12 protein-coding genes are annotated in these 11,969 nt (G+C 43.9%); 11 read left to right on the forward strand and 1 reads right to left on the reverse strand.

Translation table 11 applies throughout. The features are described from left to right. Positions 1–170: 170 nt before the first annotated feature. Positions 171–1,016 carry a thermonuclease family protein gene (locus AB4Z17_RS28330; protein WP_441963535.1) on the reverse strand — a complete coding sequence of 282 codons (846 nt, stop codon included), beginning with the start codon at positions 1,014–1,016 and terminating at the stop codon, positions 171–173. A 197-nt stretch (positions 1,017–1,213) separates the two neighbouring features. Between AB4Z17_RS28330 and AB4Z17_RS28335 the strand changes: the two genes are divergently transcribed. The 11 genes from AB4Z17_RS28335 to AB4Z17_RS28385 form a co-directional block, all read left to right on the forward strand. After that, complete coding sequence (locus tag AB4Z17_RS28335) at positions 1,214–2,917, forward strand: DNA repair helicase XPB (protein ID WP_441963536.1); 1,704 nt, start codon at positions 1,214–1,216, stop codon at positions 2,915–2,917. Next, a complete protein-coding gene (locus AB4Z17_RS28340; RefSeq protein WP_441963538.1) occupies positions 2,914–4,959 on the forward strand; it encodes a helicase-associated domain-containing protein in 2,046 nt (681 codons plus the stop codon). The genes AB4Z17_RS28335 and AB4Z17_RS28340 overlap by 4 nt, the downstream gene beginning before the upstream one ends. 70 nt (positions 4,960–5,029) lie before the next feature. Beyond that, positions 5,030–5,524 carry a YlbF family regulator gene (locus tag AB4Z17_RS28345; RefSeq protein WP_076268255.1) on the forward strand — a complete coding sequence of 165 codons (495 nt, stop codon included), beginning with the start codon at positions 5,030–5,032 and terminating at the stop codon, positions 5,522–5,524. A gap of 83 nt (positions 5,525–5,607) precedes the next feature. Then, positions 5,608–5,871, forward strand: coding sequence for a YlbG family protein (locus AB4Z17_RS28350; protein WP_053375618.1), 264 nt, complete (start codon positions 5,608–5,610; stop codon positions 5,869–5,871). A gap of 287 nt (positions 5,872–6,158) precedes the next feature. After that, positions 6,159–6,584, forward strand: coding sequence for a hypothetical protein (locus AB4Z17_RS28355; RefSeq protein WP_372238996.1), 426 nt, complete (start codon positions 6,159–6,161; stop codon positions 6,582–6,584). Positions 6,585–6,716: 132 nt separating this feature from the next. Continuing rightward, on the forward strand, positions 6,717–7,628 hold the full coding sequence (locus AB4Z17_RS28360; RefSeq protein WP_076268257.1) for a selenium metabolism-associated LysR family transcriptional regulator: 912 nt from the start codon (positions 6,717–6,719) through the stop codon (positions 7,626–7,628). Then, positions 7,628–8,485, forward strand: a complete 858-nt coding sequence (locus AB4Z17_RS28365; protein WP_441963540.1) for a PHP domain-containing protein — start codon at positions 7,628–7,630, stop codon at positions 8,483–8,485. Before AB4Z17_RS28360 ends, AB4Z17_RS28365 begins: the two co-directional genes overlap by 1 nt. Positions 8,486–9,115: 630 nt before the next feature. After that, on the forward strand, positions 9,116–10,465 hold the full coding sequence (locus AB4Z17_RS28370; protein ID WP_441912311.1) for a glycosyltransferase family 2 protein: 1,350 nt from the start codon (positions 9,116–9,118) through the stop codon (positions 10,463–10,465). 15 nt (positions 10,466–10,480) lie between these two features. Then, positions 10,481–10,762, forward strand: coding sequence for an acyltransferase family protein (locus tag AB4Z17_RS28375; RefSeq protein WP_441963542.1), 282 nt, complete (start codon positions 10,481–10,483; stop codon positions 10,760–10,762). Positions 10,763–10,812: 50 nt separating this feature from the next. Then, on the forward strand, positions 10,813–11,325 hold the full coding sequence (locus tag AB4Z17_RS28380; RefSeq protein WP_441963544.1) for an acyltransferase family protein: 513 nt from the start codon (positions 10,813–10,815) through the stop codon (positions 11,323–11,325). 4 nt (positions 11,326–11,329) lie between these two features. Beyond that, a partial coding sequence (locus AB4Z17_RS28385) for a glycosyl hydrolase family 18 protein (protein ID WP_441963546.1) occupies positions 11,330–11,969 on the forward strand: 640 nt, incomplete at its 3' end.

Genomic DNA, 11,969 nt, shown 5'->3' on the forward strand with positions numbered 1-11,969 from the left:
GGCCATAAAGCCAAGCTCGCCACTTTTGATCTCTTCGATAATGGTACGTTTCTCTGATGCGGAATATTTAATTTTAGACATGAAAATGCTCCCCTCATAGCAACAGGTTTTTTATTATTTCACCTGTCTACTATTTGGGGAGCATATCACTTGGACAGCCTTGTTTGTTATTAGTCTTCCCATACGGCTACTAATTCATTGTATTCGTTATAGAGCTCCGCAGGGTCGGATTCTTTGTTGTTCCAAATATTTGTTGCTCCCCAAAGGAGCAGGTCATCATCTGATGAACGCACCTCGTCTGCTGAGGAAATGACTACTCTTTTCTGTGCATTCAGGACATATTGGCTAAACGGATAGGTTTGATTGCCTCGAACGCTGACCAGCTTCCAGCCTTTCATTTGAATGGCATCATCCGTCGTATTCGTTATGGTGACAAGCTCGGCTTGTTTGTCCACCTCAATCGTAATGCCGCTTCGCGCCGCTTTTTTTACAGGGAAGCTTGTGTGATTAATTTCGGCGTCATTGCTCCATAAACCTTGCTTAGCTTGTTCAGCTTGCTGCTCCAGCTGCTTGTATGCGTTTTCCATCTTGACGTTAGGCTCTATGATGAGTACCTTCGCAAGACCTTCCTCGATAAGCGCCTCGTTTAATATTCGTCCATCCTTCAGCTCCACGATTGCGAGCGTACGATCGTAGCGATCTTTAAGCTCCTTATCGAAGGTAAGCMTAACCTCTTGCGACTCTGTCAGAAGCGTCTCAGTGAAGGCAGCGGCTTCGGGTCCGAATGGATCGGCTGGACTATCTTGTTTCTTGGTCTCCGGCGTATCTACATAAAGTAGTCGAATCGTCGTTTCACTAGAACCTGTTTTGATTTTGAAAGTATCACCATCTATAAAGCCAGCTACCTGATACCATTGGTTGGTTTGTATAACGTTCGAAGAAAGCTCGGAAATGGCCGTACAGCCGGCAAGCGGCATGCAAATGAGCATGAGGAGAATGATTATAATTCTTTTCATAGATGCGGTACCTCCACCCCAATTTGCAGTTTATATACAATCTTCTTATTACTATAACACATCTTGAACATAAAAATCGCGCAGTTGTCCAGATACTTAAAGCATAAAATGGTGTTAATTTCTTCATACTGTGAGGAAGAGCAAGATCTAGGCTGTTTTTTTGAAAGGCCGTTTTGATGAATTTTTGAAGGAGGAGAATGATGCAGCATCCAAACGATCGGCCATTAATTGTGCAATCAGACTTAATGGTTCTGCTTGATGAACGCAAGCCACATGCACAGCAAGCTAGAGATAAGCTCGTTCTCTTCATGGATGCAATTAGAAGAGCTGGAGCGATCCATACTTATCGAATGACACCTTTGACTCTCTGGAATGCAGCAGCAGCTGGGATTACTGGGGAAGAAATCATAGGTTGGCTAACAGAATACAGCAGATACGAGCTGCCATTTCAAGCGGAGGTAATGATTCGCAAACTGATTAGCAGATATGGCAAGCTGTGGTTGTCTACGGAATCGAACAAACTGATGCTGCACGGAGAACAAGCTATTTTGGATGAGCTTTCGGAACAACCGTCAATAACAAGCTGGGTAAAAGCACGGCTTAATGCCGCTTGGGAGCTTGATGAAGGCTGTAGAGGCGCCTTGAAGCAGGAGCTGACACGGCTTGGATATCCTGTCATTGATTTAGCAGGCTATCATGTGGGCGAGGAGCTTACGGTAGAGCTGAGGAAGCATACGCTGCGTAATCGTTTGTTTGACTTAAGGGAGTATCAGCAGGCTGCTGTCGAGCTTTTTTATAAGGAAGGCAAAGTGGAGGGCGGAAGCGGCGTAATCGTATTGCCTTGCGGAGCGGGAAAAACCATTGTGGGCATAGCCGCATTGGCTCGTTTGGGTAGAGCAACGCTTATTCTTACCTCTAATTCTACCTCCGTAAAACAATGGAAAGACGAGCTGCTGGATAAAACGTCGCTGTTGGATGCGGATGTAGGTCAATATTGCGGCACATTGAAGCAGGTACGCCCTGTTACGATAGCAACTTACAATATTTTGACGCATCGCAAATCCAAGGAGTCTCCTTTTACCCATATGAAGCTGTTCTCCGAACGGGATTGGGGGCTAATTATTTACGATGAGGTGCATTTGCTGCCAGCTCCAGTCTTCCGGATGACTGCAGATATACAAGCGACAAGACGGCTTGGATTAACTGCGACACTCGTACGTGAGGATGGCTGTGCTGAGGATGTATATTCATTAATAGGTCCAAAGCAGTTCGACATGCAATGGAAGACAGCCGAGGCTGGCGAGTATATAGCGGCAGTAGCTTGCACGGAGATTAGGGTTCCACTACATATAAGTAAAGCGGCTTTGTATGCACAGGCCTCTGCGCGTTCCAAGCTCAGATTGGCTGCGGAAAATCCTGCAAAAATCAAAGTTGTAGAGCAGCTATTGCGGGAGCATGCAGGCAAACCGACTTTAATTATTGGCCAGTATTTGCACCAGCTGCATGAGCTGTCCGCAGTTATTGGCGCTCCCTTGCTGACGGGAGAGGTGCCGCAACTGGAGCGACAAATGCTTTATGACAGCTTTAAAGCAGGCGACATATCGGTGTTAATCGTATCCAAGGTAGCTAATTTTGCAGTGGATTTGCCTGATGCATCCGTAGCCATTCAATTATCCGGCAGCTTTGGCTCACGGCAAGAGGAAGCTCAGCGGATTGGGAGATTGCTGCGGCCAAAAGCGATTAACAATTGCGCATGGTTTTATACCATTGTAACGGATCAGACGAAGGAAACGGAATTTGCGATGAAAAGACAGCTTTTTATGCTGGAGCAAGGGTATCACTACGAGAGACTTAGTTTGCCGCATGTTGAGGATAAGCTTGAGGAGGCTGCTGCTCTATGAAAATGAAACAGCTGCTAGGCAAGTTATCTGCTGAGCGCTTGGATCATATGATGCAGGGACCGCTATGGAAGACAGCTGGTCAAAGAGGCCTGTCATGGGGAGAAGCAGCGGTAGACGATGAGACACTTCGAGAAGCTGTATCTATGCTCTCGCCGCATGCAGCGGAAGTATTGACGGAAATGCTGCGTTATTTTGCAGCTGCTCCCGCAGACGGAGAACGGCTCCTTAAAGTTCTTCGGAACAACACAAGCCTCTCAGGGGCGGAATGTCAGCTCGCATTGGCAGAGCTTGAGGAATGGGGCGTATTATTCACGGTACATAAAGTATGGGGAGAGAGTTTGTATTTTATGCCTGTAGAATGTTTCGCAGTATGGCAGAGGATGTTATTCCCATACAAAGCTGAGGCGCTAACTGAGCATCAGAGGGAAAGACTAATGAATGGTGTCATGCGACCATATTGCAGGCCGCTTGGCAGACAGCTGCTCAGTGCCTTTTCGTTATTGGGGCGAAGCGGCTTATCTCTTACGACAAACGGAACGCTTCCCAAAAAGACGATTGCTAAGCTGCTGCAGGCTGCGGATTTGGAGGAGTGCTGGCTTAAATCATTTGATCTGAAATGGTCCTACTCAGATATTTATCCTGTACAGGTTGCCTTCATTTTGGAAGCGGGTTTTGCGTTTGGGCTGTTAACAGCAGTGAATGGGGCATTGAAATGGAATGATGACCAGCTTAGAAAATGGCTAATGCTTGATGAGGCTGTGAGAGAATATCAATTAATGAATTGGTGCTTGGCGCTGCTGCTTCCAGCCGCAGGTGGAAACGCCCATTTGGCTGCCTCGTTGACGAGCCTTCAAGCAGGTGAATGGTATTCTAATCAGCGTGTGGATACGTGGCTTCATGAGAATCGGATCGTTGCTGATACAGTCCAGGAGCAAATCATAAATAGAAATCAACCAAGGCCAAGCTGGTTTGGTTTATGGCATAATCTAGGCTGGATGGAGCTGGTAGATTGTCAGCAAGCAGTAGACAATGAGTTTTTTTTCAGATGGAAAGCAGCTGCTCCATTACGTAAAGAGCCTCCGATGCAGGTACATGAGCTTGATGCAGTTGTTACCGTTCAACCGAATGGGGAATTGATTGTACAACCAGAATGTCCCTTCTGGATAAGGTGGGAGCTGGAGCTGATAGCTGAACGCAAATCAGATGAGCAGGTTTCTGTTTACCGTCTTGAAACAGCATCAATTACAAGGGCGCTGGAGCAAGGAAGATCAAGAGCCTCCATTCAAAGCTTTCTTGAGCAGGCATCAGGCGGAGATCATTTGCCTACTACGGTAATCGCTTTGTTGGAAGTATGGACGAGCCGTGCTAGCCGTACTTTCTTCGCCGAAGTTGCGCTGCTGCGCTGCGATAGTGAAGAGATGGCGGCAATAGTGGAAAATGATTCTGGAGTAGCCCCTTTATTGATGGAGAAGCTTGGTCACTTGGATTTCATTGTTGAAAAGTCTCGTATAAGTGAGATTCGAGCATGTTTGCAAAAAGCAGGATATCCCGCACGCAAAATGGTTCAGACAGAATTTGCGAATGACGAATATAATTATCCATTCGTTAGTATCGATATAGAGGGATCGCGCTTACTTGAGCTTCTGCCGAAGGAGGAATCAAAAATACCCGCTCCTTCTTATATTTATGAAGCTTTTCCGCTTCATCATTATGAACTCAGTGATTTAGAGGCTAGGAAAAAACCGCTTTTGTTCTCTGAAATGGAGCTTGTGCCTTCCATGTGGACAAAGCAGCTGCGTGCATACCATCATTCAACAAGAAAAGAATTAATCGAGAAGGCATTGCAATGGCAAACGCCTGTACAGCTTCGCATGGAAAGAGAGCTTCGTTCGTTTGTGCCTGAGAAGCTTGAGCAGCAAGGCGACGACTGGGCCGTCGTCGGGCTGCTGCGTGATGACCCGCAGCGAGAGCTGATCAGGCTGACTCCTGATATGTGGGAAGAGATGTGCTTAGTGATACCAGGTCAGGGCAGCCCAATATAATCTCTATCTATTGGCTAATTAAATATGATATGATAGTGTAGAATTTAGCGAATGGGAAAGAGGTGGATAAATGCCAACTGCTGAAGGTTTAACGGCTATTCAGTTGGAGCAACCGCAAGGCGGCGTTTCTTCTCTCGATATGGCGTCGCTGCTGCTTTGCGCCTATGATTTAGGTGATTCGATTAATCAATCGGCTGAAGTTGCCGAATATTTATATTGGAAGTCTGCTGTGAATGAAGATGAAGAAGTGAAGCAAATTACCAAACGGTTCGATAAAGCGAAGATACTGTTTGAGGAATGCCAACGATTCGGGCGCTTTCATCCTGACTACAACGAAGCGAAAGACAAAGTGAAGCAAATCGAACGAGAGCTGAGCGAAATTGAAAGCGTTCGCCGCTTCAAGCTGGCCGAGCAGATCGTCGATGAAATGCTTTATGATGTATCCCGCACGATAGCGGAGTCCGTTTCGGACAATATTAAAGTGCCTGGCAATGAAAAAGCTGCCGGAGGCGGTAGCTGTGGAAGCGGYGGCTCATGCAGCTGTGGAAGCGGCGGTTGCGGTTAAGTTAGAAGCCATAAGAGCGAATAAGGAAGAAGCATAAGCTTACGAAGTGAGGTTTGCTACGCAAACCTTTGAGGAGGGAAAAGATGCTACCGGATCGAACAGGTTATATCGTTTGGGTAAGTGATTTGAAAGCGGCAAGATCACTGGAGAGGTTCGGGACGGTTCATTATATGTCGCGGAAGATGCATTACGTTGTGATGTATATGAATGCGGAACGCTCTGAAGAGGCTGTGCGGCAGATGGGGAAGCTCTCGTACGTACGGAAGATTGAACGATCGTATCGAAACGAGATTAAGACAGAGTACAGCAAAGACAGCGAAGATAAAACTAGATTTTATAGTTTGTAAAGGTTTAGTCGAAAACACTCGTCTGATGACGTTGTTCGTAAAGTTAATCAATCGCATAACGAAGGAAATATTGGTAAAAACTTCAAAACATGCACTAAAAGACGTTTCACGGTGTGCAATAACACTGAGAAACGTCTTTTTTTTATTATAATAGCCAAAAACTTACAAATATGGTCGGACTTTAATTTTTTGTTGTAATCTCGGACAATCGTGATAGAATGGAATTAAATTCATAGTATAAAAGCCCTGGTTCTTTGGAAGGAGTAGGTTGCGAAGTGAAAGATAGAATGACGAGAAGATGGAACACATATGAGTCGTTTTATATTGATCTAGGTGACAAAAAAGTAGCGGATATCGTTATTACAAACCATGCCAAAAGTCGTTGGCTTGACCGGATAGAAAGCGAGAAAACCGGTTATGAAGATATAGCTGAATATTTATGGGAATGCTTGAAACAAGGCCGCATCGAGCCTTATTACCGCAATGAGCAGGACGTTTATTTAATTGACGACGATCTAGTATTTGTTGCTGAATTTGCGGACTCGATGACAGAAACGGATATAACCGGAACTCCGCTACATAAAATGATCATAGTAACTTTCCTTGGGCGCATGTCAGAAACAATCGAGCTAAGGGATCTAAAGTCCTACTATTCGTGGCTTCGCCATTCACGGCGCATGACTCTCGTCAAAAGCAGCAGAAAAAGAAAATGAGACTTTGTACCTATATATCAAAGAGTGGAGCGTCCAATCCTAAAACAGATTGCACGCTTTTTTTGTGCGTGTTGTAAGATTCTGTACAAGGTTTATAGTATAATAAGCACCAGAAGAAAGGATGATTGAACGATGGCGCTTAATTTTCATCAACTGCACATATTTTGCACGGTTGCGGAACGCGGCAGTTTTTCAGCTGCAGCGCAATCATTACATATGACTCAGCCAGCCGTTACGATGCAAGTGCAGTCACTGGAAGATTATTTTGGCACGAAGCTGCTTCAGCGATCAACGAAGCGAATCGAGCTTACAGAAGCTGGACGGGCTCTTATGCCTTATGCGCAGAGGAGCATCGATCTTATACGAGATACAGATCAGGCGATGTCAGCATTCACGAAGCAGCTTAAGGGAAGATTGCAGCTCGGTTCGAGCTTAACGATAGGTGAATATATTTTGCCGCGCTTGCTTGGTCCTTTTGGACAGGAATATCCGCATATTTCGATTAGTATGAAAGTTATGAATACATCGCAAATTATGGAGGATATTTTGAATCATCAGCTTAATTTTGGATTAATTGAAGCTCCTGTCAATCATCCCGATATGCATATGGAGGCGGTAATGAGCGATGAGCTTAGATTGATCGTATCGCAATCGCATCCATTAGCCGATCGAGAATCGGTTACATTGGAAGAAGCGATGGAATATCCGTTTGTTCTGCGTGAGCAAGGCTCGGGGACAAGACTTGTCATGGAGGAGCAGCTGAGGAAAAAAAATATAGATCCTGCATCGATGAAAATCGTAATGGAGCTGGGCAGCACTGGCGCTGTCAAATCTGCAGTTGAAGCAGGCCTTGGCATATCTTTTATTTCATCTTCCTCTGTCAAACATGAAGTTGCGCTTGATTTAATTCGAATGATTAAAGTGTCGGATTCCAAGTTCCAACGACAGTTTTATTCGATATACTTAAAATCGGCTATATTGCCGATATCAGCTGTTACTTTTCTAAGTTTTTTGAGAGAGAGGGATTTGCAGCAATGGCTCTAATGAACGGACTTGCTGATTTGCATACGCACACGACGGCTTCTGATGGCATGCAAAGCCCCGCGGATAATGTTCGTCTAGCCAAAGAAGCAGGGCTTGCTGCGATTGCTATTACAGATCACGATACGGTGGCTGGTGTAGCTGAAGCATTGCTTGAAGGCGAACGATTAAACATTACGGTGGTTCCCGGTGTTGAGGTGAGCACGGTGGCAGAAGGAACGGATATTCATATTCTCGGTTATTACACGAATAATGACGACGAGAAGTGGTTATCGCGTCTTTCGAGTTTGCGCGGGCTAAGAGATCAACGGAATGAAATGATTATAACTAAATTAAATGAGCTTGGCGTTGTGCTGTCTATGGATGATGTTATCGCTGCGGCTCATGGTGAAAGCTCGAAGGAAGAGCTCCAAGCAGCCGAAGTAAGTATTGGTCGCCCGCATATTGCTGCTGCACTTATTCAAAAGGGTTTCGTTCAAAATATGAAGGAAGCTTTCGATCGTTATTTGGCTGCCGGCGCCGCGGCGTATGTCAATCCACCGAGATTGACTCCATTTGAGGCGATTGACTGGATTAGAGAAGCGGGAGGCACAAGTGTTATTGCACATCCTGGTTTATACAACAATGATTCTTTAGTCGAAGAGCTGGTTCGCTATGGCGTGCAGGGCATCGAGGTGTTCCATTCCGATCATGGACCGGAAGAAGAGCAAAGATACGGGCAGCTTGCAGCGGACTTCAACCTGATCGTTACAGGTGGATCGGATTTCCATGGATCGCGTCAAGGCGTTGTATTTCATGGCGAGGTGGGCAGCCGTACCGTAAATGCAAGCGTGCTAAAGCAGCTTCAGCCTTCAGGATGATGACTTTACCAATCTGAGGACTTGAAGCGAACGCTTTACTATGCAATGAAACGAATTGTTAATGAAAGAGGCAATCTTAAGGGCTTATAACCTTTGGATTGCCTCTTTTTTGCGGTTTCGGGCGAATTTTTTGCATCTGGAAAATGGCGGTATAGATATTTGTAGTTGTTATGCAATTTTTGAATTAATAAATCATAAATATGGTTTTTAACTCCATAATTAAATATAAATATGACAAAATTGTGACGAAAACGAGCAAACATAAATTTCATAAATCATTTACAAAGTGAAAATTATAGATTTTGTCGATTTTTATTTAATTGAAGCTGCAAAGAAAAAACCCACTAGGGAGGTTGGTTATACGCTTTCAAAAAAATGGACTATCAGTTCATTCCACTAGCAACACCCTTAATTCGACAAAATCTGCAAATGATTGGAAGTTAAACATTTGGCTTTTAGCAAGTAAACCGAAGGAAATGATAGAAAACGATAGATAATAGCAGATGTATTCGTTTTATTGAAAACTGGTGAGATTTTACAATTCTGATAATGATGAGATAGGTTGAAAGTAGAAAAAGAAACGTAGCAATGGTTCGTAATCGCCATTGTTAAATGAAGGAGTGGATAGTTATTCAGTACATGCTGTATGCGACAACCGTTGTTTTTCTCATCTTTCAACTGCTGTATACGGTTATTCCGTTGTTCTTCAGCAAGGTGCGAAAGCTCAATAACGAGCTTGATGAGAAGTCGTTATCGGTCCTGGTTCCTGCGTATAACGAGGAGCTTACGATCAAAAATTGCATCGATGCGATGCAGGGTCTGCATTATCAGAATCATGAGATCATTATCGTAAATGACGGCTCTAAAGATCGAACCTTTAACAAGCTGCAAGAACTATTGGACCTTCGGAATGATTACAGAAAGGCTAGTCAAAAACTGAAATATAAAAGAATTAGAGGTTTTTACCGTTCAAGCAAATTTCCCAACATCTACGTCATGGACAAAATGAATGGCGGCAAAGCCGATTCACTTAATGCTGGCATCGATTATGCGAATGGCGAAATTGTTATTACGCTTGATGCTGACAGTATGCTTGAAGTAAATTCCTTGAAATACGTAAATCAATATTTTCACGACAGCGACATTATTGCCCTTGGGGGAACCGTCAAAATCGTACAAGGCGCAGAACGTCAAGACGGCGTCATTATGGAGAAATTTATAGGAAAAGGCATTATAAAGAGCCAAGTCATTAGTTATATCCACAGCTTCTACGTCCGCAAATTAACACAATCGCTATTTAACTCCATCGTCGTTATCTCAGGCGCATTCGGAGCCTTCTACAAAGAACTCATGTTTGATGTGAACGGGTTCAGAAGCACGGTTGGCGAGGATATCGACATCACTTTAAAAATCCACGAGTACATGAAAGCAAATAAACTCAAAAAAAGACTGGTCTACGCGCCGGAGGCGGTATGCTACACCGAATGTCCGGAAAATATGAAAAACTTCTACAAGCAGCGTATTCGTTGGCAGAAAGCGTTTGTGGATTGTATCCTCATTTATTGGTCGAAATTATCTCGGAGCTTCAGCATCGGCGTCAGCTTGTTTTTTGCAATAGACGGCTTCGTACTTGGTACGTTAACCGCATTTACGACGATTTTCCACATGGCGCACGCCATTACATCGGGCAGCGGCATATGGGCAGCGATTGTACTATTCCTTGTCACGATGTTAGTGAATGCAATTCAAATCGTGATATCGCTCTATTTGTGCAAAAAATATGGCAGTAATTATTCGTTGTTGGATTATATTAAAATGTTCGGATTTAGTCAGTTGGAATTGTTCACTTACCGATTTGTGCTCCTCTACATTAACATCATTGGAACATTCAAATATTTCGACAATGATGAAGGATGGGGTTTTGTCGAACGCAAGGGCGTCGCATCCATTAGCCAAAATACAGTGGCAAGTTCGAGATAATATTGGAGGGACATTATGAGCAACACAGCCCATGTTCAAAATAATCGAATTATGTATATTGATTTATTAAGGATTCTCTCCATAGTAGCCGTTATCGTGCTTCATATTACTGCATCCTTGCTGACCCGAACGAATGATTTTACGACAACCTCCTGGTGGGTCAGCAATGTGTTCAACTCAATTTGCCGTTTTGCAGTTCCAGTATTTTTTATGATCAGCGGTGCCATGATTTTGAGAATCGAAGTGAAGTCCTATAAAGGATTTTATAAGTTATCGTCAGTATCTTGTACCGGTTAGTATCCGACATCTTCTTACGCCTAACCGATCAGCACCTATATGTACCTAGTATGAATATTCCGTTTTTTATGGGCAATTTAGGTTATTTTGTGCTTGGCTACTATCTCTTTAATGTCGAGCTTCGTCYCGTTGTTAAGCACACATTGTTTAATCTTGGCATCTTGTCCTTTTTCCTAACCCCAATATTGACTTATGTAGTGTCCTCATACGGCGGGGTGCTGGACGAGATGTTTTACGGCAACTATTCCATTACAAGCTTCTTAATGGCGGTCGGCGTGTTTCTGTTTTTTAAGGAAAAAGATACGATGATTAGCCGGAAAACAAATTATAAGGTTAAAAAAGTAATAGGCTCCGTCTCTACGGCAAGCTTCAGCATTTATTTAATCCATCTCTTGGTGGATACGATGGTTTCAAGGGATGTTGCTATCGATGCAACATTCCTTGAGACGACATTAAGCCTTTTGTTTAATATCGTTGCGATTTTCTCGATTAGTTATATCGTTGTCAAAGTGTTTAATTTGAATCGGTGGGTAACGCATATTTTATTCGGCGGAAGGGGGTAGCGGGGTGAATGTGAAGAAGACGGTAAAAGGGAAAAAAACGATAACTGCGCGAAAAGGAACGAAAGCGCTAAAAGTAAATTTTTTGACCAAAGCGCTTGTGGCTGTGCTTCTTGTTGGTATGGGCATTTACTTCTACCAAAGCGTAAACGCAGAGGATCGGAAGTTGTCAACGGTATATATCGAAGCATGGCGCGACCCAAAGGATGTAAGATTATCGGAGCAGGGCGTAGATATCGCCTTTGTTGCCTTCGCCAAAATCTCCGGTACTGGTTTGTTCTTTCATGAAAAAGAAGAAGGGAACAAGCAGATCAAACAAAACATTATGCAGCTCAAAGCCAATAATCCGAAGACAAAATTTGTTCTTGCCGTTGGGGGTTACGGCGTAGATGGCTTCTCAGACGCTTCACTCGACGGCAATCGATATGTATTTACGAAAAATATTATTGATTTGGTCAAGGAGCTCGATCTCGATGGTGTCGATATTGACTGGGAGTTTCCGGCCTTTGACGCATGGGGAACCGTAAAGGCGAGTCCAAAGGATACAAAAAACTTCACAAACTTAATGCGAGAGCTAAGAGAACAGTTAAATCTGCTGCCGCATAAAGGAAACAAAAAGTATATTCTTACTTTTGCAGCAGGTACAC

Origin of the sequence: Paenibacillus sp. TAF43_2, from assembly GCF_052113545.1 — a bacterium.
Classification (GTDB): domain Bacteria; phylum Bacillota; class Bacilli; order Paenibacillales; family Paenibacillaceae; genus Pristimantibacillus.

Excerpts from the sequence above, each read along its gene's own strand:
- AB4Z17_RS28335 (WP_441963536.1), top strand. The coding sequence starts at position 1,214 with ATGATGCAGCATCCAAACGATCGGCCATTAATTGTGCAATCAGACTTA.
- AB4Z17_RS28340 (WP_441963538.1), top strand. The coding sequence starts at position 2,914 with ATGAAAATGAAACAGCTGCTAGGCAAGTTATCTGCTGAGCGCTTGGAT.
- AB4Z17_RS28350 (WP_053375618.1), top strand. The coding sequence starts at position 5,608 with ATGCTACCGGATCGAACAGGTTATATCGTTTGGGTAAGTGATTTGAAA.
- AB4Z17_RS28355 (WP_372238996.1), top strand. The coding sequence starts at position 6,159 with ATGACGAGAAGATGGAACACATATGAGTCGTTTTATATTGATCTAGGT.
- AB4Z17_RS28360 (WP_076268257.1), top strand. The coding sequence starts at position 6,717 with ATGGCGCTTAATTTTCATCAACTGCACATATTTTGCACGGTTGCGGAA.
- AB4Z17_RS28365 (WP_441963540.1), top strand. The coding sequence starts at position 7,628 with ATGAACGGACTTGCTGATTTGCATACGCACACGACGGCTTCTGATGGC.
- AB4Z17_RS28375 (WP_441963542.1), top strand. The coding sequence starts at position 10,481 with ATGAGCAACACAGCCCATGTTCAAAATAATCGAATTATGTATATTGAT.